The 24,525-nt window shown below is 54.8% G+C and carries 20 protein-coding genes; 12 read left to right on the top strand and 8 right to left on the bottom strand.

Going from position 1 to position 24,525, the window contains the following annotated elements:
* The first annotated feature begins 119 nt into the window (after positions 1-119).
* The 4 genes from M504_RS18320 to M504_RS18305 all read left to right on the top strand — a co-directional run bounded on the left by M504_RS18320 (position 120) and on the right by M504_RS18305 (position 3,092).
* The gene (locus tag M504_RS18320) at positions 120-851 is read left to right on the top strand and encodes a PIG-L deacetylase family protein (protein WP_198137695.1); all 732 of its coding nucleotides are present in this window, start codon (positions 120-122) and stop codon (positions 849-851) included.
* The gene (locus M504_RS18315; RefSeq protein ID WP_047497054.1) at positions 848-1,432 is read left to right on the top strand and encodes a trans-aconitate 2-methyltransferase; all 585 of its coding nucleotides are present in this window, start codon (positions 848-850) and stop codon (positions 1,430-1,432) included. Before M504_RS18320 ends, M504_RS18315 begins: the two co-directional genes overlap by 4 nt.
* Entirely contained in the window at positions 1,429-2,160 is a 732-nt protein-coding gene (locus tag M504_RS18310; RefSeq protein WP_052201072.1) for a glycosyltransferase family 2 protein, read from the top strand. The genes M504_RS18315 and M504_RS18310 overlap by 4 nt, the downstream gene beginning before the upstream one ends.
* A 116-nt stretch (positions 2,161-2,276) precedes the next feature.
* Positions 2,277-3,092 carry a hypothetical protein gene (locus tag M504_RS18305; protein ID WP_232296357.1) on the top strand — a complete coding sequence of 272 codons (816 nt, stop codon included), beginning with the start codon at positions 2,277-2,279 and terminating at the stop codon, positions 3,090-3,092.
* A 7-nt stretch (positions 3,093-3,099) separates the two neighbouring features.
* Here the strand turns inward: M504_RS18305 and M504_RS18300 are convergent, their stop codons facing one another.
* On the bottom strand, positions 3,100-3,471 hold the full coding sequence (locus tag M504_RS18300; RefSeq protein ID WP_052201037.1) for a PleD family two-component system response regulator: 372 nt from the start codon (positions 3,469-3,471) through the stop codon (positions 3,100-3,102).
* Positions 3,472-3,832: 361 nt separating this feature from the next.
* Here M504_RS18300 and M504_RS18290 point away from each other — a divergent pair, with 361 nt between their 5' ends.
* Complete coding sequence (locus M504_RS18290) at positions 3,833-5,032, top strand: DUF2252 family protein (RefSeq protein ID WP_047497050.1); 1,200 nt, start codon at positions 3,833-3,835, stop codon at positions 5,030-5,032.
* Between the two features lie 175 nt (positions 5,033-5,207).
* Here M504_RS18290 and M504_RS18285 read toward each other — a convergent pair whose 3' ends face one another.
* The 3 genes from M504_RS18285 to M504_RS18275 form a co-directional block, all read right to left on the bottom strand.
* Complete coding sequence (locus M504_RS18285; RefSeq protein WP_052201036.1) at positions 5,208-6,041, bottom strand: hypothetical protein; 834 nt, start codon at positions 6,039-6,041, stop codon at positions 5,208-5,210.
* A gap of 58 nt (positions 6,042-6,099) precedes the next feature.
* The gene (locus M504_RS18280; protein ID WP_047497048.1) at positions 6,100-6,672 is read right to left on the bottom strand and encodes a ferritin-like domain-containing protein; all 573 of its coding nucleotides are present in this window, start codon (positions 6,670-6,672) and stop codon (positions 6,100-6,102) included.
* 123 nt (positions 6,673-6,795) lie between these two features.
* The gene (locus M504_RS18275; RefSeq protein WP_198137694.1) at positions 6,796-8,103 is read right to left on the bottom strand and encodes an NRAMP family divalent metal transporter; all 1,308 of its coding nucleotides are present in this window, start codon (positions 8,101-8,103) and stop codon (positions 6,796-6,798) included.
* Between the two features lie 289 nt (positions 8,104-8,392).
* Here M504_RS18275 and M504_RS18270 point away from each other — a divergent pair, with 289 nt between their 5' ends.
* Genes M504_RS18270 through M504_RS18260 form a run of 3 tightly spaced genes read left to right on the top strand, consistent with a single transcriptional unit; the run spans position 8,393 to position 11,845 of the window.
* Positions 8,393-10,141: a thiamine pyrophosphate-dependent enzyme gene (locus M504_RS18270; RefSeq protein WP_084214530.1), complete on the top strand. Its 1,749-nt coding sequence runs from the start codon at positions 8,393-8,395 to the stop codon at positions 10,139-10,141.
* Between the two features lie 49 nt (positions 10,142-10,190).
* Positions 10,191-11,294, top strand: coding sequence for an enolase C-terminal domain-like protein (locus tag M504_RS18265; protein ID WP_047497044.1), 1,104 nt, complete (start codon positions 10,191-10,193; stop codon positions 11,292-11,294).
* Between the two features lie 2 nt (positions 11,295-11,296).
* Positions 11,297-11,845 carry a hypothetical protein gene (locus M504_RS18260; RefSeq protein WP_052201034.1) on the top strand — a complete coding sequence of 183 codons (549 nt, stop codon included), beginning with the start codon at positions 11,297-11,299 and terminating at the stop codon, positions 11,843-11,845.
* Positions 11,846-11,954: 109 nt separating this feature from the next.
* On the opposite strand, the gene M504_RS18255 is transcribed toward M504_RS18260, so the two are convergent.
* The 3 genes from M504_RS18255 to M504_RS18245 are packed head-to-tail and all read right to left on the bottom strand — an operon-like array spanning position 11,955 to position 15,541.
* Positions 11,955-13,448 carry a glycoside hydrolase family 32 protein gene (locus tag M504_RS18255; RefSeq protein ID WP_052201033.1) on the bottom strand — a complete coding sequence of 498 codons (1,494 nt, stop codon included), beginning with the start codon at positions 13,446-13,448 and terminating at the stop codon, positions 11,955-11,957.
* A 55-nt stretch (positions 13,449-13,503) separates the two neighbouring features.
* The gene (locus M504_RS18250; RefSeq protein WP_052201032.1) at positions 13,504-14,727 is read right to left on the bottom strand and encodes an esterase; all 1,224 of its coding nucleotides are present in this window, start codon (positions 14,725-14,727) and stop codon (positions 13,504-13,506) included.
* Entirely contained in the window at positions 14,720-15,541 is an 822-nt protein-coding gene (locus tag M504_RS18245) for an SGNH/GDSL hydrolase family protein (protein ID WP_052201071.1), read from the bottom strand. Before M504_RS18245 ends, M504_RS18250 begins: the two co-directional genes overlap by 8 nt.
* 129 nt (positions 15,542-15,670) lie before the next feature.
* On the opposite strand from M504_RS18245, the gene M504_RS18240 reads away from it, so the two are divergent.
* Positions 15,671-17,053 (top strand): neutral/alkaline non-lysosomal ceramidase N-terminal domain-containing protein, encoded by a 1,383-nt coding sequence (locus tag M504_RS18240; protein ID WP_047497042.1) that lies wholly within the window; start codon positions 15,671-15,673, stop codon positions 17,051-17,053.
* Between the two features lie 38 nt (positions 17,054-17,091).
* Here M504_RS18240 and M504_RS18235 read toward each other — a convergent pair whose 3' ends face one another.
* Entirely contained in the window at positions 17,092-18,180 is a 1,089-nt protein-coding gene (locus M504_RS18235) for a GntR family transcriptional regulator (RefSeq protein ID WP_047497040.1), read from the bottom strand.
* A gap of 419 nt (positions 18,181-18,599) precedes the next feature.
* On the opposite strand from M504_RS18235, the gene M504_RS18230 reads away from it, so the two are divergent.
* From M504_RS18230 to M504_RS18220, 3 genes are all read left to right on the top strand, one after another.
* Complete coding sequence (locus M504_RS18230) at positions 18,600-22,154, top strand: TonB-dependent receptor (protein ID WP_052201031.1); 3,555 nt, start codon at positions 18,600-18,602, stop codon at positions 22,152-22,154.
* Positions 22,155-22,240: 86 nt separating this feature from the next.
* Positions 22,241-23,530 carry an SGNH/GDSL hydrolase family protein gene (locus M504_RS18225; RefSeq protein ID WP_198137693.1) on the top strand — a complete coding sequence of 430 codons (1,290 nt, stop codon included), beginning with the start codon at positions 22,241-22,243 and terminating at the stop codon, positions 23,528-23,530.
* A gap of 207 nt (positions 23,531-23,737) precedes the next feature.
* Entirely contained in the window at positions 23,738-24,511 is a 774-nt protein-coding gene (locus M504_RS18220; protein WP_232296356.1) for a GntR family transcriptional regulator, read from the top strand.
* Positions 24,512-24,525 lie beyond the last annotated feature (14 nt).

Here is a 24,525-nt window from a genome sequence, read left to right as displayed (position 1 = left end):
TCGGAAACCTCCAGACACCCGGGAACGATCTGCAAGCCCATGCGTTGATGGATGGTTTCGCTGCGCCTGCCATACCTTGGGTAGATACTTCAACTTTGGATAGAGCACTTCAGGCGACGTTGGATCGATCTCAGCGCATCACAGACAGCGTGATTGTGCCGATTACTGATGACCGGATTTGGCGCGAGAATCTTGGTACTTTAAGGCCTCTTGATCTGCCGACGGGGCCAATTCTCGTGATCGCTCCGCATCCCGATGATGAGACCCTCGGAGCGGGTGCTCTGATTGCCACTCTGTCCGCGCAAGCGACGAGAGTGATCGTCGTTGCAGCGACGGATGGAGAGAATGCATATGACCTTCCTCCGGCAGGCCGAATCGATCTTGGCCTCATTCGCGAGCGCGAACAACGCAAGGCTTTGGGGCTGTTAGGTGTGCAACCGGATTCGGTGATACGTTTGCGCCTAACGGACAGCGGCCTTATGGGACAGCGCTCCGAGTTGGAACGCAGAGTCATGGAGGTTGCAGAGCCAGGGATGACAATCCTTGCTCCGTGGCAAGGAGACTTTCACCCTGATCACGTTGCATGTGCCCATGTAGCGTGTTCTGTTGCGCAAGCAAAGGGACTTGCGTTGATATCCTACTTTTTCTGGACATGGCACCGTGGATCTCCAGAGACATTGGACGGACTGCCGTTACGGAGATTCATCCCCACCTTCGATGCTCGGGCAGCGAAGGCACAAGCCATTAGCCAGCATCGTTCGCAGTTCGAGAGCGAATCCGGCGATCCTATCTTGAATGACCGTCTTATTGCCCCGATTTATTGGGACTTCGAGGTCTTCCTTTCTGCATGAGTACACCCTCGACATCAAGCGCAGATTTCTTTGAAACCAAGTATCGGCAAGCCCCCGATTTTGACCCTTGGAGGTTTGCGACTTCGGACTATGAACTCGGCCGCTACCGAGTCGTTATGCAGGCACTCAAGGAACGTACTTATAAACATGCATATGAGCCAGGCTGTTCCATTGGTGTACTCACCCAGCAGCTTGCTTCCGTCTGCGACAAGGTCTATGCGTGCGATTTTTCAGCCACTGCTGTGGATGTGGCGCGAGAACGTTGCCGTGATCTTCCGGGCGTAACGGTGCGTTGTGCATCACTCACTGGAAGTCAACCCTGGTCGAAGTTCGATCTCATCGTGTTGTGCGAGATCGGCTACTACTTCACCGCCGACGCTTGGCAGAAATTGGTGGAGAACATGGTTCACGCTATGAGGCCGGGAACAGTGCTGCTTGCTTGTCACTGGCTTGGGGAATCTGAAGATCATCTACAGCGCGGGCAAGAGGTGCATGAAGCGATAACGCATCCTCTGCTCGTGGGCACGCTGAGTAGCTGCTATGAAGGATTTCGTTTGGACCGATGGATACGAACAACATGAGACTGCCTATTGAACCTGCTATCGCATGGCATTTTGCCGTAATCATTCCGGCCTGTAACGAGGAGCAACTCCTTCCGCGTTGCCTTCGCTCTGTTGCCACAGCACAAGCCCAGCTGCCGTCGGAGGTGACTTCCGACGTTATCGTCATTGCGGATAGTTCCACCGATGACACGGCAAAGCTGGCGAGAGACCTCCTTACCGGCAATGGCCTGGTATTGGAGATCGATCTCGCGTGTGTAGGCGCTGCACGTTCGCTCGCTGTGACGGAGGCTCTTGGCCGGTACACTGGGCCCTTGAGCCGCTGCTGGATTGCGAATACGGACGCAGACTGTGAGGTCTCGCCAACATGGCTTGTCGACCAACTTCGCATCACGCAACGGGGATTTGAAGCCGTCGCAGGCATCGTTGATGTGCGTGACTTCTCCGAACATCTTTTCTTTGTTGAGGAACGATTTCGGAAATCTTATCGAATCGAACCCGACGGGACACACCCACATATTCACGGTGCGAATCTGGGTGTTCGAGCGGACGTTTATCAGATGGCTGGAGGATGGAGTCCTCTGATTACGGCTGAGGACCACGACCTTTGGCGTCGCTTGGCTGATTGCGGTGCACGACGCCTGAGCGATGCCAGTCTGCAGGTGATCACAAGCGGCCGTCGAGTGGGACGAGCGCCGATGGGATTTGCGGGCGCACTTGCCGCACACAATGAAATGGTAGCGGCATGACGGGTGAGCATCTTATCGATCGCTTTCGATCGCTAACGGATGTCCGTCTAGCTCGGCCTGGGATTGGAAAGACTGCGGTTCGCCATGATGCGATTTTTGCTGCAGGGCGGGAAGATTTGAGTCTTGCGAAGTTAATTGAGGCCCATTGGGACGCCGTCGCGATTCTTGAGGAGGCTGGTAAGGAGCCAAAGCAGGGAATTGCCTATGCCGTTTGGGCTAGTGAGCTTCCAGGTAAACCCCTTTCTTTGCGCGACGGGATGCTTCACGGTCAGAAGGACTTTTGCAGTGGTGCCACCCTCGTGGATCGCGCTCTTGTGACAGCAGGTCCTGTCATCGTAGAAATCGATCTCAACTCAGCGCCCTCACAATTAACGATCCGAGAAGATGGCTGGAAGACCGAAGCATTTCGGATGACGCACACTGCGTCCCTAACCTTTGATCACTTTCCCATCGTGTCGATTGTCGGTGATGAAGATTGGTACACCAAGCGTGTGGGTTTCTGGCAGGGAGCGTGTGGTCCGGCCGCAGCATGGGCCGGAGGTGCCGCAGGGCTTGTCGATTATGCCTTTTCCAAAAGACGAGACGAACCACATTCCATGGCCCACCTGGGTGCCATGAGTGCGGAAGTTATAGGGATGGAGTATGTGCTAACTGGAGTAGCAGAACATTTCGATGCTATGCCCACAGAACCGGCAATGATTCGAGCTCTCACAGTACGGCATCTCGTCGAGGCGGCCTGTACTGATATCTTGCAACGGTTTGGCAGATCTCTGGGAGCCGCACCATTTGTAAAGGATGTGGAGGTTGCGAGGCGCTATGCGGAGTTGGAACTTTACCTGCGGCAGTGCCACGCGGAGCGCGATCTGGAATCCCTTGGGCGAGCTCTCAACTGCATTGGCGCCTTGCCTGGATCAAATGGGCTGTTCGCATAGGTTCAGATCATTTGGTTTGTTTTCGCCGCGTGATGCAGCCCAACAACACTGACGTGAGCGTTGTTGTCTCAAACGGGAAGGTAAGGAAAGCGTCGGAGCCGTGAGTGGAAACGGGTGAGCCTTCCGCCGTCAGAAGTATGATCGCGACGCTCTGCATGGATGGATCGTCGCGAAGCATGGTCATGACTTCGACTCCGTCCATGTCCGGCATATGCAGATCCAGCAACACTGCGTCAGGGCGGAGAGATCGTGCGCGAGCGATACCTTCTGTTCCGCCGAATTCGGCATAAGCTTCAAAACCCTGAAGCGTGAGTAACTCCGCCAGTCCCTGGCACCGGGCACGGTTGTCGTCGATAACAAGGACCTTGTAGGCCTTCATAAGACATTGAGTTTATAAAATCCTTTCCTAGACTCCTATCCCACCACTAGCGCGCCACAGAAAGGCGCTGATCGCTTGTAGCGTTGAAGTCATGCATCGTAGGGGTGGTCAAAATCGAGAATCGTCGCAAGCAAAGGACGTCCAGCTTTAATTGAATGGGAAAACTCTCTGCGTGACTCAACTCCTCATCGCAGAAAAAGATGAGGCAAAGCATTATCCCAAGTAGGAATATGTCGAAATCTGCCTTGGGCAGAGCGGAGGAATCTCCCATGCAGACGAATAATTTGATACCAAGGGCCGATCGTCGCAAGCTCGCCAGCACCCCTCCGCATTTCACTGATGATTGTTGTAGAACTAACTGATGGCTCAAGTCGCGTCTTCCATCAAGCCCCGAGATCGGTCGAAGGTTCTTAACGCAAATCGTCAGGCGAAGATGGCTCAGTCTGCCCACGCCTATGTTCGCGGAAACACGCTCCAGTTTTACGAATGGTTGAAAAAGGATTCGGCCAAGAGCATTCCGGAGGGCCCGCCGGTCTGGATCTGCGGGGATTGCCACGTGGGGAATATTGGACCGCTGTCCGATTCGGACGGCAAAATTGAAATCCAGATTCGCGATCTGGACCAGACGGTTGTCGGAAACCCTGCTCATGACTTAGTGCGGTTAGCGCTCTCGCTGGCAACGGCAGCACGCGGGTCCGATCTGCCGGGCGTCACTGTCGTCAAAATGATGGAACAGATGGTCGAAGGTTACGAACGGGCTCTCGTCGCTCCGAACACAACCATCAAAGCCAACAGTGACGATCTTGCTCCCATCCGAAACGTACTGGAACAATCACGCCGCCGTCGCTGGCATCATCTTGCTGAAGAAAGGATCGAGGATGTTAAGCCCCAGATCCCCCTCGGAAAGCGATTCTGGATGTTGGAAGAGCAGGAGCGCGTCGCGATGGATGAACTGTTTCGTGATGAAACGGTTGTAGCGAAAATTCTGGCATTCAAAGGCCGCAGGCCGGGATCAAAAGTATCCGTAGTGGACGCTGCCTATTGGATGAAGGGATGCAGTTCGCTCGGTCGACTCCGCTTCGCTGTTCTTCTCAGCATTGGCAAGAAAGCCGACCGAACCCACTGCCTGATTGACCTCAAGGAAGCTACTTGTGCTGCTGCACCGAAGGTCGAAATGACCATCCGCAACGACGCGGAGAGAGTGGTGACGGGAGCGTCGAATCTCTCTCCGAACCTAGGCCAACGAATGTTAGCAGTCCCGCTTCTCGGGAAAAATCTTGTTATGCGCGAGCTAATGCCGCAAGACCTCAAATTCGATCTGGATCGCCTGACCCAGCAAGAAGCTTTGGCGGCGGCTCGCTATCTCGCAGGAATCGTGGGCAAAGCTCATGGTCGGCAGATGAACCGCGAGACGCGCCAATCTTGGCTCGCCAAGTTGAAGAAACAACACTCGAAAAGCCTGGATGCCCCGAACTGGTTGTGGTCAAGTGTAGTTTCGCTAATTGCAGACCATGAAGCGGCTTATCTGGAACATTGCAGGCGATACGCGAGTTCCTCCTGACAGCTCCCTCAGCGTGTGCCGAAGGAGCAGCTTTGGTGCGCCGTCACTGAACTGTCTGATGGAACTAGCGAGAGAACAGTGCAATCAGGAGCACGATCGGGATGGGAACACCGAGCAACAATAAAAGAATCGAGCGCATTTCATTTCCTCCGAAATTCCGAGCCGTTGGACCGCCTTAGATGGTGATTACACGGTCGCGCTGACGCCCGCCGACCGTTGCCGCGAAGCTGGCACTGAAGGCTCCGATAAGAAGCGCCAGGAATGTCCATAGAAGCGAGTGGGCAGTTGCTTTCCGAAGTTCGTCAGCGGATTGTTGTGCGTTCGTAAATGCATTGGAAACTCGCTGCTTCGCATCTTGCGGTGATAGTCCAGTCTGGGTAGAAACGATCTGTTCCAGATAGGCTTGATCCTCGGTAGGCAGACTCCCCTTTTGCAGTCCGTTCGCAAAGATGAGAGCAACCTCAGAACGTGCCACACTCCCACCGGGATCGGTCTTTGCTCCGGAATTCCGAAACAGGCTGTCGACGAAGTATGCGGAAGAGCTGTAAGCGGAGCCCGAAACCTTCTCTGGGTCACCCTTGGAAGATACGGACGCTCCGACCATGGTCGTCGCTGCCGTAGCCAAGAACGCTGCGGTGAAAACGAGAGCGGTGGACCAGGCCAAAAAGCCGTGTGCGGTGTCCCGGAAGTAGACCTCATCCGTGTGGACTGACGTCCATTTCGTGCGCAGCCTTCCGGCCAGATAGCCGCCCATCGCCGAACTCAGAATCTCCATCACGATCAGCCACATGATTGCTGAATGGCCGATGCCCGACGCCGAGACCCCGGTGTTCGACCATGGTGAGACGGACGAAAGGCCCAGGCCGGCTCCAAGAGCGAGCAGAATCAGAACCAGGGCAGCGGTGACGAAGGCCCCAGCAAAAACCGCGGACCACGATACGCCGGAAGCATTCGCTTCGGGCTGTCCGTGTGTCGTCGAAGAATAGGAACTCGCTATCGGTTCGGACATTGACGATCTACTTTCTGGCGCACATAGAGGCGCGGTCTAGTTGCGTGAGCACGACAGTTTATAGATCTCGTGCGGCCTTGGTTTCGTCTTCCTTGCTTTTCTTCGCGGAGTATTTCTCCTTGCCCGTTTTGGGTTTTGGCTCCGGCTCAGGCTCCGTGGAAGACTTTTTGATGAGCGGTACGCCGATCTTCGTGATCTTCTTAGCGGCTGCGAGCTCCTCGCGCAGATTGGCCGTCAGCAGTGACACGATCTTGCGCTCACCCAGTCCCTGCGCCATCGCAATGCATGCCTCATAGCCCGCGATCTCGTAATGTTCCGTACGGAGCGCGGCACCGACGATTCCCACGTCGAAGGAAGCTCCTTCTTCGTCCTTCTCCAGAGCGTCTGCACCCTCTTCAATCACGCCTTCCATGCCGTTGCAATGTTGGCCAGTCGGTTTCTCACCAAGCAATGCAAAGACGCTCCTGAGCCGCAAGACTTGGCCCTTGGTCTCTTCCAGATGCGATTGGAAAGCTGCCTTAAGCGCCTTATCTTTCGCGCCCTTCGCGAGCTTTGGTAGAGCCTTCACGAGTTGGTTTTCCGCGCTGTACATATCGCGCAATTCATCCAGAAGTACTGTCTTCAATGCCATGTCAGGTCACCATCGGTTGAGCTACTTACGTTTTAACCAATGGTGAGATGCAGAATTGGACCGGATGGAGCGCATCACTTACTGGAAACCGCAATCGGTCAATTAACGACTAAGTGCCGTCGATCACATCGAAGATACGATGAGGCCGATGGCAGCCGCGGTCATGATGAGGGCGCACGTCCAACCAAGACATTTCATGCCGACCGTGTTCGTCCGGTCGCCCATCACCTTCCTGTCGCTTGTGAGCAGGACAACCATAACAACGAGGGGAGGTGCCAAAAGGCCGTTGAGGATAGCTGACCAGAAGAGCATCTTCACTGCGTTCAAATGAGCGAAGTCCAGCGCGAGACCCACCGCGATCGAGACCCCAATAATCCCATAGAATTTCCGAGCGAGCTGGGGTTTGAGGTTCAGGGATGCCGCCCTCCATCTCGCACCCTCTGCGACGGCGTAGGCGCACGAGCCGGCAAGAACTGGAACCGCAAGCATTCCCGTCCCGATCATGCCCAGGGTAAAAAGCCAATATGCTCCTCCGCCAGCCAAGGGGCGAAGCGCTTCCGCCGCTTGCTTAGCGGTCTCGATATCTTTATGACCGTGAGCGTTCAGCGTCGCAGCCGTTGTCAGGATCAAGAAGTACATCACGACGTTGGAGAGCAGCATGCCTGTCACCACATCGATCCTCGCCGAGCGAATCTCTGCGTTGGTAGAACCCTTTCGTTGTGCGACCGTGATTTTTCCATGCGCACGATCTTCCTCCACCTCCTGCGCCGCCTGCCAAAAGAAGAGATAGGGAGAGATCGTGGTTCCCAGGATCGCAACCAACACGGCGATGTAGGCCTTGCTCCATTCAATGTGTGGGACGAAGGTCGAATGGGCAACTGTGCGCCAGTCGGGATGGGCGAGGAACGCAGTAATGATGTATGCGAAGAGAACAAGCGTTAGCCATTTGAAAATCCGGGCCATCAGGCGGTACGACGTCCAGAAAAGAAGGGCGACGATTCCGGCTGCAAAGAGCGGTGTCCAGTAATACGAATGGATACCGGTCATCATTTGCATGGCGTCGGCCATGCCGCCCAAGTCCGCGCCAATGTTGAAGATGTTCGCGATGATAACCAGCGAGCAAGACAGCCACAGAACCCACCGCGGGTAACGGTTGCGAATCACACTGGCCAGACCGCAGCCTGTAACCATGCCCAGCTTGGCGCACATGAATTGCACAGCAGCCATCAGTGGGAAGGAGAGCAGCGCCGTCCAGAGCGTCGCGTATCCAAAGGACGCCCCGGCAACGGAGTAAGTCGATATCCCGGAAGGATCGTCGTCAGCAGCTCCGGTAATGATGCCGGGTCCGAGTTCCTTCAGGAATTGTTGAAGGCCATTCGGGGCCGATCCCTCAATTGCCGAGCCGTCCGTTGAAACGTCTCGTTTCGTCACGTCTCATGGTACGGGATTCGAGTTAACGGATCCTAACGTAATGCCTTAGTTGGACCAACGACGTCTGCCGGGCTCTGTCGCAGGCGAAGTAGATACCGAGCAGCGGTCCGCAAAAAGGCACATCAGGTTCCGACACCTATCTTGACTACCTCTCGTCGAACTTTGGAGCTTTCGGAACACGCTGGCGATTACGATCATCAGGTTCAGAAGCGATTTAACGCCATCGGTCGTCCTGTAGAAAACGCGGCGATGTAACTCATCATCCATTTTGGCAACGAGGTGATTGAGCGTGGATGCATCGGACGTACTGGTAGAACGGCTAATCGCTTGGGGTGTGGATACGATTTTTGGGCTGCCCGGCGACGGCATCAACGGCGTGATGGAAGCGCTTCGGAAGAAGCAGGACAAGATCAACTTCATCCATGTTCGGCATGAAGAATCCGCTGCGTTTATGGCCTGCGCTTATGCGAAGTTCACCGGAAAGATCGGTGTGTGTCTGGCAACGAGCGGACCTGGCGGAATCCATCTCCTGAATGGTTTGTATGACGCAAAGTTAGACGGCGCACCGGTGTTGGCAATCACGGGTATGCAATTCACGGATGTTACCGGCTCATTCGGTCAACAGGATGTGCAGTTAGACAAAGTTTTTATTGATGTTGCTGTTTATAACGAGCGCATCATGAGTCCCACGCATGTTGAGTCAACCATGGACCTGGCAATCCGCACGGCGATCACCCAGCGTGGGGTAGCGCACGTGACAATCCCCATCGATACCCAAATGATGGAAGTGAAAAGTTCACAGCGTTCTGAGCGCAACGTGGCCCATCACAGTAATGCCGTCTATGCGATCACGGGGAACAAGCCCATCGAAGGCGACCTGCAAGCTGCCTCCGCTGTTTTGAATGCCGGAAAACGCGTCGCAATTCTTGCCGGGGCTGGTGCATTGCATGCGACCGAGGAATTGTTGCAGATTGCAGAACTGCTGGGAGCACCCATTGTGAAGCCGTTGTTGGGGAAGGCAACCGTGCCAGATGATTCTCCGTATACGACAGGCGGAATTGGCCTTCTGGGAACGGCTCCCTCACAAAACGTAATGGAAAACTGCGACACGCTGCTCATGGTTGGTACAAGCTATCCCTACATGGAATATCTGCCCAAGCCGGGCGATTGTAAGTGTGTCCAGATTGATGCGAATGCCCAACGCATCAGCTTGCGGTATCCGGCGGAAGTGGGCTTGGTAGGCGATAGCAAGAAGACACTTCGCGAGTTGTTGCCGCTGCTGCAGCGTAACGAATATCGCCGATTCCTCGAGCAGGCCCAGAGCGGTATGAAGGATTGGAACAAGATCATCGAAACGGAAGGTACGGACTCTGCCTCTCCCATGAAACCGCAAGTGGTGGGATACGAACTGAGCAAGCGTACGCGGGAAGACGCCATCATCGTTAGCGACAGCGGTACAAACACCACGGTGTGGGCTCGATACATGCAGGCGAAGAAGGGGCAGAAGCATTCGTGCAGTGGCAATCTGGCCACCATGGCTGGTGGTATGCCGTACGCGATTGCGGCTCAGGTTGCATATCCAGATCGGCAGGTGATTGCGGTGATTGGTGACGGCGGCTTCACCATGTTGATGGGCGAGATCATTACCGCAGTGACCTACAAGCTGCCTATCAAGTTCGTCATCATCAAAAACAACACTCTGGGGCAAATCAAATGGGAGCAGATGGTCTTTGAGGGCAACCCAGAATACCAGTGCGACTTGCTTCCCATTGACTTCGTCTCGCTTGCACGCTCCGTCGGTGCGGAAGGCGTTCGTATCGACGATCAGAAAACCGCGGGAGCGAAATTTGATGAGGCCCTGGCGATATCTGGTCCGGTGATCATTGAGTGCGTAGTAGACCCATTGACGGCGATGCTGCCTCCCAAAATCACTGCAAAGCAGGCATTGAAATTTACGGAGGCATTGGCGAAGGGTGAACCAAACCGTCTTCGCATTGCGCTGACTGCAGCACACGACACTGTAAGGCAAATTGTGTAATTAAGCATCGCGGGATGGGCGACCGTTCCGCGATTTGTATAGGTATGCCTTGAATAGTTCTGCTCAAATCACAATCGGTACCGTGAGTGCCTACGTCATCCCGGCGGACGCTCCGGAAGGTGATGGGACTTTCTCGTGGGATTCCACCACGCTTGTTCTTGTGGAATTGAAGTGCGGTGATGTTATTGGTCTTGGCTATACCTACAGCCACAAAGCTGCAGCTCTGCTTGCAAGAGATTTGATCGATACGGCGGTTGCTAGATCAGATCCATTCGATACCAATGCCATCTTTACGAAGATGCGTCACGAGCAGCGCAACTATGGGCGCGAGGGAGTTGCGGCGACTGCGTTGTCAGCGGTGGACGTTGCTCTGTGGGATCTGAAGGCAAAGATGATGGGGCAACCGCTGGTTCGGGTGTTGGGACAGATGCGTGATTCCGCGCCAGTCTATGGTTCTGGTGGATTCACGACGTATACGGATGCGCAGTTGCAACAACAGTTGAGCGGTTGGGTAGAACAGGGAATACCGCGCGTGAAGATGAAGATTGGGACCCATCCTGAAGAGGATCTGCGTCGCGTTGCGGTTGCTCGCGAATCCATCGGCGACGATGCTGAGTTGTTTGTTGACGCGAACGGCGCATACTCATGCAAACAGGCGCTGGCATTCGCGAAGAAGTTTTCAGAAGACGACAGAGTGACCTGGTTTGAAGAACCTGTAAGCTCTGATGATCTTGCGGGCTTACACATGCTGCGTACTGCAGGACCGGCCGGGATGGATATTGCAGCAGGCGAGTATGGTTTTACCGCAATGTATTTGCAACGCATGCTAGAAGCTCAGGCGGTCGATATTCTTCAGGCCGATGCAATGCGCTGTGGAGGCGTGACTGGCTTTATGGATGTAGCAGCACTCTGTGACGCGCACCCGCTTCCTATGTCGGCACACTGTGCGCCAACGTTGCATACGCACCTTGCTTGTGCCGCTCGCCCCTTACGACACGTGGAGTATTTTCATGACCACGTTCGTATTGAGCGCATGTTTTTTGATGGATTTCGAGAACCGCTGGATGGAGCCCTACACCCCGATCTGTCACGCCCAGGGTTAGGGATCGATTTCAAGCACAGAGACGCGGAAAAGTTCCGCGTGGACATATAGGTATGCGATTGCTGCCTGCGGACACTTCGCCGCGTGCCATGCTCCGAAGGATTCCGGCACCGGTGCGTCCTCCGTTCGCCAGCGTCCTTCGGCATCTACAGCACGGCACATTTCAGCGAACGCTGTCGTTGATGGTGGCTGGTTCCAGCGCCGTGAGTGCGATGGAAGTGGGATATGAGCACTATCGCGGTGGTTATTCGAACCCCGTGATGTACACACCGGTGCTGTTGTCCAGTGCATTAACACTGGGAAGTTGTGCCTCTGTCTTCTCGCGGAGGGTTGCCAGAACGTGGATGCGCTATCTCTCTTTCTTGACCTTGATCGATGGAGTGGTTGGCTTCGGCTTTCATATTCGTGGTGTAGCTCGCAAACCAGGCGGTTGGCGCATGCCTGTGGTGAATATCGTGATGGGGCCACCGTTGTTTGCACCATTGCTTTTTGGAACCGCGGCATATTTGGGAGTGATTGCTTCCTACCTGCAACGGGAAGAGGATGAAGGCGCCGGCCAGATCACGACGGACGTGTTTTCCAAACTGGTTTGGCGGACCTAGTGTCAGTGGACTGAATGGAAGTTCTCGACCAATTAGAATTTGCCTGGATGAACTGAGAACCAAGCTCTAAGACATGACTGAGCCGTGCCCGTGTCGAGTCAGGCGACAGTCATGTGGTAAGACGATCGTTCGAGATGGGCCTGACTTTCCAGCACTCAACGGAATCCACGCCCCCTGTTATGTGAATCGTGACATCCGGTGCCAAGTCACCGTCATAGTAGAAGCGCTTGGTACAAGCCATCGTTTCACTCACGATGGCTTCAACGATAGAGCCGTCAACCAGAAGATGCAGGGAGGGGAAGTGCGTTTCATCGAGAGCAACCTCTCTGTCTGCCATCCGAACCGCGTGCAAGCCCGGGAGATATTCGATACTCAAAATCTCGTTTCCCGCGAGTTGAATCGAGACATGCAGAGGCTGGCCTCTCTTACCCTTGCAAGTGATCTCACCGTTTGCTACGGGAAGAGTTAATGTGACTTCCGCCCTACTTCGTGTCATAGGAAGACCTGCGTCCGAGCGGAGTGTCTTGAGCTCTGGTAGTAGTTGGATCCGGAGCGTTCCATCCGGCGAGAGCCGCAATACACGCGGCAAACTCATCATGCCGGACCATCCCGCTTCGCGCATCGCCGCTTCGGAACGTTTCTCTGGGATCCAGCCCCATAGGATACGTCGACCGTTTGCGTCCAACTGTGTCTTCGGTGCATAGAAATCACCGAGGTCGAGCAAGCCCCCCTTTTCCGGGGTGAATCGGAGTGTGGCGGGATCAAGTGTCCCCGATTGCCAGAAGACTCGACGAAGGGTTGAATAGATGAGCACGAACTTGCCATCCAGAGCAAATAGGTCCGGGCACTCCCACATCTCGCCGTCGTCCACTGGATTTGAGGAAACGGCACCATTCCAACTTCCGGTTGCAATGGGATGCAGATAGTCCCATTGCTTCAGATCTGGTGAGCGATAGAGCAAGGCGCACCCGCCGACGGAGTTGATGCCTGAACCGACGATCATGAGATAGCTACCGTCTTGCTCCAAGAGGCAAGGATCGCGGAAGCCCGTGATGTGGAGGCCCTGTGGAGGCCTTGGGAGAATGGGTTCTGCTTGTTTTTGCCACGTGCGCAACATCGGGTCGTCCGACCACGCAAGGCACTGCGATTCACGCAGGCCTTCGTTGCGAATCGTTTCATTCTGCTTGTCGTGCACGACCCCTGTGTACAACGCGTAAACACGCTGCCCGCCACCGTGGGGAACAGTGATGGTCGATCCTGAGAAACAACCAGCAGAATCCGGGCCGTCGGAAGTGGGTACGAGCGCTACAGGGAGATGCTCCCAGTGGATCATGTCGGGCGAGGCCGCATGGTTCCAGCTCATGTTGCCCCATACGGCGGCTTGAGGGTTGTACTGAAAGAACATATGGTAACGGCCATTGAAGTAGATGGGGCCATTTGGATCATTCATCCAGTTCTTTGCTGGCAGCAAGTGGAACTGCGGGCGACGCGGGTCCCGAGCAAGGGAAGTTTCGTTTACGTCAACTGCATGGATCGCTGCATGAGCCAAGCCTTGATGCGCTAATACCGCTGACGTTGCTTGAAGGAACTGTCTTCGATTCATATCTCAGGCCTCGTCACTGCTTGGCTTCGCTCATCCTCTTGGATGCGTTCTCAAACTATCGAAAGAGCAAGGGAAGTGATTGTGCGAGATTCTTTCTCCAAACGCTCCACACGTGAGCACCTTCCGTCTCCACGTATTGGTGGTGGACGTCGTGTGCGGCGAGTGTTTCGTGGAGCGTGTGATTGGGACCAAACAGGAAATCTTGTCGGCCGATGGAGATCCAGATCAGCTTGAAGCGTTGGTTGGTGAGTGTGGGATTATTTTCGACCTGGCTCTCGACATTTTGAAGATCCAGAAAGTTTGGGCCAATGGCAGCGCTATAACCAAGAACATATCGGAACAGTTCCGGGTGAGACAGTCCGATGGAGAGCGCCTGGCCGCCGCCCATGGACAAACCAGCAATGGCACGCGCGTCAGGAGATGTGCGCACTCGAAATTCATGTTCGACCAGGGGGATGACTTGGTCCAGAAGGTCGCTTGGAAAGAGGGGGGAAAACATGCTGTTCTCTCCGGTGACGCGCTGAAGAGGTTCGACGCCGGGCGCCTGGAGAGCGTGTCCCTGTGGCATGACGACGAGCATGGGGTGAATTTTGCCTGTCGCCAACAGATTGTCCAGGATGATGTTGGCGCGACCGTTACGCACCCATCCCGCAATATCCTCACCGTTGCCGTGCAGCAGATAGAGAGCGGGGTATTTTTGTTTGCTCGTGTCGTATCCCGGTGGCGTGTACACCCATAGTGCGCGGGTGAATCCCATCGCCTTGGACTCGTACAGCATCATGCGCACTTGTCCGTGGGGGACAGCTTGTGAATCGTAGATCGCCGGGGATGCTCCCGGCACTTCAACGAAATTGGAGATGAGCTGACCGGGAGGCACCGGTTTTACAGATGGATTGGACGGATCGAGGACGTCGACACCATCCACGCGGAAATTGTAGATCCATATTTCCGGATCCAGTGGCACCGTCGTAAGAGACCATATGCCAGTGTCGTCCTTGCTCAGTGGTTGGGGTCCTTGGCCACGCGTGATCTCTCCAATCAAGGACACGCTTTTCGCCAGCGGTGCGCGGAATCGAAAGGTCACAGTCCGATCGTCATGTACCTCTGGGGAGACGAGGGCATTGTTGGGATAGTTGGACGCAGCGCGACTGCCTCGCGCGGTCGCAACAGCTGTTCTCCCCCCTTGTGAATCCGTCAACTGTGCATCCATCTGCGTCATGCCGAGGAGTGCGGATGCCGCGAAGAACAAGGAGATGCGGACGATGCGTGTCTTATTCATGGGGCGTAAGTATCTTGCTTGATTGAGTGGTTGAACCCTGCAGTGCCTGCGTTATCGCGCTTTCTGCAATAGGGGCCATGATCTTGTATCCCTCGGCCGTCGGATGAATGCCATCCACACTCAGACCTTCTTTCATCCCTTGCTTTTCATCCGCCATCGGGGTGAAGTAGTCGGCGTAGATGTACCGTCTCTCGGCGCAGAAGGCTTTGATCCAGGCATTCAATGCAACCACCTTGTGCGCGGGCTCCAGGCCTTTTCGCCATGGATAATCAAATGCCGGGGTGACGGACGTTAGGACGACACGTATCCCATGCGCCTCTGCGATCTCCGCCATCGCTTCTAAGTTGTGTTCAATCATCTCGATGGACGATGGTCCGGTATTTCCAGCAATATCGTTCGTTCCACCGTTGATCACTACCACGTTGGGCTTTAGCTGCACCACGTCCTGGAAGAAACGAAGCAACATCTGGGGAGTCGTCTGCCCACCGATGCCGCGGTTCAAGTATGGCTTCCCCGGGAAGAAGGTCTCCGGTTTCGCGGACCACAATTCTGTAATGGAATCCCCCATAAACACGGCGACCACGGGTTGCTTCACAAGCGCATCTGCATCGCGGTATCGGGAAAGATTAGGCCAGTCTTTCAACATCTGTTCTCGACGTGCCTGGATGCGCGCTTCACGCTCCTCTGCGGTGAGCTGTTGCGGAACAGGAGTTGTATTGGCGGAATTGCCTGGGGTGGAAGAAGTAGAGGCTTGCGCTGGAGCATGTTGCGTTACGAGCGCAGTTGCCAATAGAGCGAGTAATACGGACCTCATGACGACTCCTGCGAAGTGATGAGAGATTGAACGGTCGAAATCTTCAGGCATCAAACCTATCATGACAGGAGCATATCCTGCTACCATTCGCGAAGCCTTAAAGACGAAGGCAATCGGGAGGAAAAACAGATGCGCTCCAAGAGGTTGGTGGGTTGCATGCTCGCCGTGGTCTTACTTTCTGCTTCCGCGGAGACGATCAAACAGGGGACATTCCGGGCTGGTGCGGCCAAGGTGGACATAACGCTCCAGCAATCGGACTTGCCTAAGAACTACCGGGGTGTGCTCGATCCCGTTTACGCGCGCGCCGTGGTCGTGAGCAATGGTGCATCAAGCGTGGCGCTGATCACGTTGGATGCGGGAGGTGTCCCGAATCCGGTGTGGGAACATGTCTCACAACGAGTCGAGAAGGAACTAGGCATTCCTGCGACAAACGTTTTGATCACCGCAACCCATTCCCACAGCGTTCCTTCTCCCTACCGCAGGGGAGCGAACGGAATGGAAGAGACGCCCGCTGCCCGCACCTATGAAGACAAAATCTTTCAGGCTGCAAAGGCGGCAAAGGCCGCACTCCAGCCCGCCCGGATCAGCTACGGAACGGGAGTATCTTTCCTCAATGTGCAGCGCGACCAGATTGACCCTGTGACGCATGGCTGGTGGGAGGGTGCTAACTACCTCGGACTGTCCGACAAAACGGTTGCCGTAGTGAAATTTGAGGCATTGGACGGGAAGCCTATTGCGGTCTATTACAACTACGCGATGCACGCCGTGATTACCGGTGTGCTCGATATGGTAAGCGCCGACATCCCCGGTGCAACCTCTCGCTACATTGAAAAGCACTATGGAGATAAGATGATCGCCCTATGGTCGGAGGGGGCTGCGGGCGACCAGAATCCCATCTTCTTCCAACAGACTTACGATCTTCGACAGATTCGCATTGATGACTACGCCAAACGAGGGCAGGACATTAAGAACTCGTTGCCTCCTGGTGGTGAGGGACTCGATCGCTCGAATCCAGAGGTGAAACAGCTCATGGAGGAACAAAAGAGCATGATTCTTTCCATGGGGCAGCTTCTTGGGGAAGAGGTGCTGCATGTTGTGAGAACGTCGGGGCAAGGGCAGAGTGAAGGGCGCCTCTTTGGCGCAGTGAAACAGATAACATGCCCGGGCCGGCAGCGAACCGACCAGGGAAGAGCAGGATCCGCAGGAACATATCAGGACGGGCCGCCCGTGAAACTTCAACTCGGCCTTCTGATGATCGATGACGTCGCAATTGGTGCGGTAAATGGCGAGGTCTACAACGAGATTTCGCAACGCCTTAAGAGCGAGTCTCCGTACAAGAAGACGATGATGGCAACTCTTACCAACGGTATGGCGAACTCCGGATACATTCCTGACGATGCATCGTTTGGTCACAATACATTCGAAGTTCTCTCTTCAAGACTGAAGCCAGGCTGCGCTGAAACCTCGATTGTGGATGGCATCATCAGCTTGATGCCACGCATACAGTACTGACTCGATTTGGGTTCTTCGCTGGCTGCGAAGAACCCTATCTATTCACTTCCACCACACGATTGCCTCACCACCAATCGACAGTCGAGTAAAACATCACGTGGTGGCAGATCGGGCGTCTGCATCCGATCCAGCATGACAGACAGCGCGACCTGGCCAATGTGCCTGCATGGTTGATGCTGTGTCGTGAGTGGTACGGGCAAAAGCTTCGAATACTTCACATCGTCGAATCCCACGAGCTTGATTTCATTCGGAATGCGTTTGTCCATTGCGAGCAGGGTGTGCATCAGATGCCCTGCCGTCAGATCGTTGCCGCAGAGAAACGCATCCGGTTGATGCTTTTTCAGGCACTCCTTGACAAAGGACGCATCCGTCGCATCCCCCATACAAACCATCGGTTTTCGATTGCGTGCGTCGTCCTGGATCAAGGCTTCGCGATAGCCAGCAATTCGCGCATCGACCGTGGAGGCCGACTCAGGGCGTGCGAAGAACGCGATCCGCTTTGCACCCGAGCGAATGAGATGCGCCGTGGCGACGTACGCGGCACGCCGATTGTCTATACCGACCAGGTCGAAGAGGCTCCTGTTCGGATATGGCTCCAAGCAACGATCCAGCAACACGACGGGAATAGCAGCCTTACGAAGAGCCAAGACGACCCTCTGATTCGCCTGATAGCGATCGGGAGAGAACTCAAGCGGTGCGAAAAAAACACCGGAGACCTTTCTCTCGATGTAGTGCCGACACAACTGTTCCGCGGCTTGCTCTTTCGTGTTTTGGCTGGATGCAGTATTACCCCATAACAGCGAATGACGAGACGCTTGCGGAGCATCCATGATTCCTTTGCAGATGGCCTCGAAAATCTCCGTTTCTCCCAGTTCCGGAATAAGCAGTCCAAAGACATGCTCGTTCGATGACCGTTCTGTGGAGACATAAGATCCAGAGCCAATTCGTCGGACGATTAGCCCCTGATGTTGCAGTTCCTGCATCGCGCGGAACACGGTCATGCGAGAGACACCATACCGGCGCACCAGTTCGGTTTCACTGGGCAGCCTCTGACCCGGCTTGTATTTACCGGAACTCAGATCATCTTGAAGTTTCTTAATAATTTCCTGGTACTTGTGATTGGTCATAGCCACATCCCATGCAGTGACAGGAACTCTACCACAAGACAACTGTTAGACAGGTTCGTGCAATTCACCTAGTGATCTTCGCAGAGAATCGCGTGAGTCCACTGAAGATCGCAGCCAATCTCGGGCGAGGCCACGCGCATCGCAGCGACGACGATTCACCCATAAACCGCCTATTCGCAGAGATGTGACTCCTAGTATCCAAGTCACAAGCGACATTGCTGCGTGTTCCTGGCTAGGTTGCAAAGTGTCGGCGAAAGTTCCCTATACTGCTTTTTCTTGGAACAAGCAGATTCTCCACCGTTTGGTGCTTGACAGCGCCATTTAGGGATTCGTAGGATGGCCGCCAAGCTGTCCACCTATCATTACAGCGCATCAGGTTGGGGCACTCTTAAGGTCGACGACAGCGTGACGGAGGCATTATGCAGGTTCAGTTTCAAACACGGAGAGCTGCAGGTTCATTCAGCGCGAAAGCGCTTCTGGCGCTTGTCGCAACTGGCGCACTCGGGTTCTGCGCAGGAACGCTACACGCACAAACGACATTTGGTTCTCTGGTAGGCACAGTGACCGATCCCTCCGGCGCGGCCGTGCCTGGAGCGAAGGTGACGCTCACCAACCAGGACACGAATCAGGTTCATGTGATCGATTCGAGCGAGGCCGGCACATACAGCTTCGTGAACTTAAATCCCGGAACCTATCGCGTCGACATCGACACTGCGGGATTCAAACATCTCACACTCTCCAACCTTCAGGTGCAGGTGGGGGGCACGGCGCGTGCCGACGCATCGCTGCCGATTGGCAACGTGACCGAGACGGTCGAAGTTACGAGTGCGGCGCCGTTGATCCAAACAGACACTGCCAATCTCGGCGGCGTGATTGAGGGTCGCACCATTCAGGACATTCCTCTGAATGGCCGTAACGTAAACAACCTGCTGACGCTGGTTCCGGGCGTGATCGCACAGGGAAGTACAAGCGGAAACATCTCCACCAACCTGATTGCGTATGGCAACTATCAGATTGGCGGTGGCTTCGGTAATCAGAGCATCACCTTTGTGGACGGTGTGCAAGCAAACATCCCAGCAAATAACGCGACCTCATTCATCCCTTCGCAAGATACCGTGCGTGAGTTCCGCGTCTCCACCAGTAACGTGAGCGCCGAGTTCGGCGGTTTTGCGGGTGGTGTGATCAATATCAGCACAAAAGCCGGGGCTAACTCATTTCATGGTTCGTTGTATGAATACCATCGCAATCGGATTCTGAATGCGAACGACTTCTTCAGCAACCGCGCTGGCCGGGGCCGTCCTGCCTATATCCAGAATCAATTTGGCGGTACACTGGGCGGTCCTATACGCAAAGACAAGACCTTCTTCTTTGTGGGATACGAGCGTCAGCCGGTAGTGAACGGCAATCTCTCTACGACTACAGTTCCAACCGCCGCTGCATTACGTGGCGATTTCAGCTCTCCGCTCTATCCGAAGATCTATGACTCTGCAAACGGTGGAGTCCAGTTCCAGTGCAACGGTGTCCTCAACGTGATCTGCCCAAACCGTATCGATCCTGCTGTAGCCGCTCTACTCAAACAGGACTATCCGGCGAATGCGACCAATCCCAATGCCATTGCAAGCAACTACATCACAACGACGCGGACGCGCTATACCAACGAGCAGATCAATGCGCGCGTCGATCAAAACTTCGGTACCCGCAATGCCGCCTTCGTGAAGTATGCAAAGTTTAAAGTGGAAAGTCTCACGACGAATCCGTATCCGGGCGTGCCTGCATTTGAGCCACCAAAGCCGGGCGGAATTTCAGATCACATCGCTATCATCGGCGACACTTTCACGCTGAACCCCACCACCATCTTGGATGGTCGTGCCTCCTATCTCCGGGTGTTTCAGTACACGTACCCTCGCGGACTCGGGACGGATATCTCTGGTATCTCGCCTGGTCTGGCTGCCATGCAAAACGCTCTTGGCCAGAAGCTTCCAACAGCCTTCAGCTTCGCTGGAACTGGCATTGCAGGAAGCACGGGACCAGCACAGCTCTATTGGCACACAAACGTGTATGCGCTATCAGGAAGCCTCACAAAGATATTGGGACGTCACACCGTGAAAGTAGGTGCGACATGGCGCAGTGTTCAATGGATCGCAGACCCGGACAGTGGCGGCAACGTATTCACGTTTACTGCACAGACCACGGCTAACCCTACGGTCGCTGGAACTGGATACTCCGTGGCCTCGGGATTGCTTGGAACACCAACCAGCACATCGGCTCAAGCCATTGGTGGCTCGCGTGCCTTTCTGCATAACTATGGATTCTTTATTACAGACAGCTTTCAAGCCACAAGGAAGTTAACTCTCGACCTTGGTCTGCGCTGGGATCAGCCTGGATCGTATTCGGAGGCGAACAACTGGAACACGGTTATTCTTCCCAACGCACCAAGTCCTTTGGGAACGATCTCCAATCCAGCCTTAAATACGAATCAAACCGTACCGGGTAAACTCGCGTTGGTTGGTAGCAGTGATCGTCCCTCCCGTCGTGAAGAAGATCTGCACTGGCTCCTCTTTGCCCCGCGTGTCGGATTTGCCTATCGCCTGTCCGAGAACATGGTCCTACGTTCCGGATACGGCATTTCCTACCTTCCTTCTACGTTATCCCAGGATGGTCCCAACAGTTCCAGCGTGAACACAGCGGCCACCCTGGTCACGAATACTTTCAATCCCAACAATACCTACAGCCAAGTCAATACGACCGTAGCGAATCCGTTCCCGAATGGCGTTCTAACGCCGAGCCGCGGAGACGCGTCTCGTCTCAGTGCACTGTATGGCCAGAACATTCAATCGCGTCTGACGAATCAGCCATACAGCTATGTTCAGCAGTGGAACTTTGCATTCGAACACCAGTTGAGCTCTACAGCGAGTTATAGCCTCGCGTATGGTGGCGCACGAGGCGTTCATCTACAGGCACAAGGTGCGAACACATGGTCCGCGTCCAACATCAACCAATTGCCCGACCAATACTTGGGTCTCGGGGCTGATCTCGAGACGCTTGTTCCCAATCCCTTCTACGGGAAGATCGCAACTGGTTTGTTGTCTCAACCCACGGTCTTCAAAGGGCTATTGCTCAAGCCCTTCCCGCAATACAACTATGTGACAGCGGCAGGCAGCAGAAACAGCGGCTCGAGCTACAACTCGCTCCAGACATCCGTGAAGAAGCGTTTCTCGCACGGTGGGTTGGTGACGCTTGCCTACACCTGGGGCAAGCTCATGTCCAATACGGACTCAGTGACCCAGTTCCTTGAGGGAGGAAGCACCTATCAGGGAACGGTGCAGAACAACAACAACCTGGCAGGGGAGTGGTCGGTAAGTTCCTCTGACTACCGACATTCAGCAGTGATCGGATACGGCATCGATCTTCCGTTCGGACAGAAGCAGATGTTTCTTCCTAATGTTCACGGAGTCGTAGGCATTCTGGTCTCCGGTTGGAGAGTGAACGGCCTGTCCACGTTTAGGACGGGAACGCCTCTTGGTATCCTCGCGGCACCGAATGATCTCTCCACCTATTTTGGTGCTGGCGGCTACTACCAGAATGGAATCGGTCAAGGAACCACCCGGCCCAACGTGGTAGCAGGCTGCAACAAGATTCCGGTGAGCGACGCTCATGCCCGAGTCAATAGTGGTTCGTGGTTTAACAAGGCATGCTTCACCGCTCCCGGACGCTTTCAGTTTGGGAATGCACCTCGAGTCGACAACGACATCCGCCGTCATGGCGTGAACAACTACGACTTCTCACTCTTGAAGGCAACTCAAATTCGAGACTCCGTAGCCCTGAGCTTCACGGCGGAATTCTTCAACATCTTCAATCGTGTCCAATTCCAGGCTCCCTCCACGGCTGCGTATGACGGAGGAAGTTATGGTCAGGTCACGGCACAGGCCAACAACCCACGTCAGATCCAGTTCGGTCTGCGATTGACGTACTAGCGCCTCCAGGGGACGAGGGCCTTAAGCCCTCGTCCAAATTTCCTCCTCTTGCATCCGGAAATACTTTGCTCCGACTCAGGGTCACTATGAAGAAGATGTACGGCGTGTTCGTTCTGGGTATCGGTCTCACGTGTCTCTGCGATTGGATTGGTGGTCATGCCCAAGCCTCGAAGCACTGGGTAACAGCCTGGGCTACCGCTCAGGACATGGCGCCGACCAAACCCGCTATTCCCAATGTTCCGGCCACCGTAAAGCGGCCTGTGTTCCCTGCGAACCGTTCTAGTTCGCGTCCTGCTCTTCCCACGGACGTAAGAGACCAGACCGTCCGTATGACCGTAAAGATCGGGCTTGGGGGGACCAAGTTTCGGGTGGAGCTGTCGAATGCATTTGGCAAAGCGCCCGTCTTGTTGGGTGCAGTCCACATCGCCCGGAAGAACGCGGGATCTGCCATCCAGCCAGCCACGGATCACGAGTTGACGTTTTCCGGTCATCGGGAAGTAACAATCCCGCCGGGGGCCGTCGTCGTCAGCGATGTGGTCGATCTCGACCTTCCCGACCTCTCTACCGTCGCGGTATCTGTGTATGTCAAGAGCTCAGAAGGAGTGGCAACCACACACGCCCTGGCACTGCACACTACCTACATCACCTCAGGCAACGCGACATCCGCTGTCGAGTTCCCAGAGTCTTCGACGACAGACGCCTCGTACTTATGGCTGTCAGGAATCGATGTCCTTGCTTCATCAGATCGCTTCGCTATCGTCGCACTTGGCGACTCGATCACGGACGGTTTCAAGACCACGGTGAATGCAAATAAAGCTTGGCCATCGCTCTTGCAGGACAGACTTCTCACGTCGAAAGGCTCTCCCAAGGCGAGTGTGTTGAATGAAGGAATTTCCGGTAATCAAGTCTTACAGGATGGGGCAGGTGTAAGCGCACTTGCACGATTCGACAGGGATGTACTGAGTCGCCCCGGCGTTCGCTGGATCATCCTTCTTGAAGGCATCAACGACATCAATATCCATGGCCAAGTGGAGGACGATGACGCTCTTACCGCGGAAGATCTGATCGCTGGCTATCGACAGATTGTGGCACGCGCACACATGAACAACATCAAAGTGATGGGCGCAACACTCACTCCGGAAGAAGGCGTATGGCTCGCAGGTCCGGTGGGTGAAGCGACGCGGCAAAAAGTCAATGCGTGGATACGTGCTACCGGAAACTTCGATGCAATTGTTGATTTCGATCAGGTCCTACGCACACCTGGACATGAAGCCGCGCTTCGCTCAGAGCTTGATCCGGGGGATCACATTCATCCCAATGACAAGGGCAATGCCTTGATGGCTGAACAGTTCTCGACTTCCGAGTTTCGGCGATAACTCATGAACACGACCCCTACTTGGCTTCCTATAGGCATAGGATACTATCAGCCGGAAACGCATAAGGCTCGTCCGAAACTGGACGTCTCGACGTTGCGGAGCAGATGCTCCGCTCATCCGCGACGGAAGTTTGGGCGTGCGTTCTTTTCAGGCGAAATCAGAATGCAAGAGAGGCATCGCGGCTGGATATTCGTGATGAAACTAAGCATGAGTAAGTCGTCGTCTATTACCGTCGGACTACAGGATTTGGGAACAATTGTCGAAGCAAGCCCCATACCCCTCTATTTCCAGTTGATCAAATTGGTGGAAGAGAAGATCCAAACCCAGGCGTGGGTTCCCGGACAGAGTCTTCCAAGTGAGCAGGCATTCTGTGACCACTTCAGCCTGAGCCGTACTGTAGTGCGTCAGGCATTCGCAGATCTGGAGCATCGAGGTCTACTCAGGAAACGCAATGGCAAGAAAACGACGATCGCCCATCCTGAATACCGTGGTGCCTTGATGCAGAGCCTGAGAGGCTTTCATGAGGAAGCGGAGCGGGAGGGACAGCGCCCTCGTACAAAAGTACTGGAATTTAAAGTCATCGCCGCCGATGCCAACATCGCTACGAAGCTAGGGATTGCGGAGGGCGCAAAGGTCATTCTGCTCACGCGACTTCGTTATCTGGGCGAACAGCCGGAAGTCTTTGTGAAGACGTATCTGAATCATGATCGCTGCGCATCGCTGCTCTCTGAGAACTTTTCTGACAAATCGCTGTACCGGGTAATGGAGCAGAAGCTCGGGCTCGTGATTGCCAAGGGCGTGCGAACCATCCGGGCAGTAGCGCTGAACGCTCGCGAAGCCAACATGTTGAAAGTGAAACCGCAAAGCCCAGCATTGCTTTTGTCCAGTGTCGGATACCTGGATGACGGCACTGTCTTGGAGTACTTTGTCGCGAAACACCGCGGAGATTGCACCGAGTTTGAAGTTCATCTGATTCGCTAGAAGTCATCATTCCT

The organism is Terriglobus sp. TAA 43, assembly GCF_000800015.1.
GTDB lineage: Bacteria > Acidobacteriota > Terriglobia > Terriglobales > Acidobacteriaceae > Terriglobus.
This window is presented reverse-complemented; position numbering and strand designations above follow the sequence as displayed.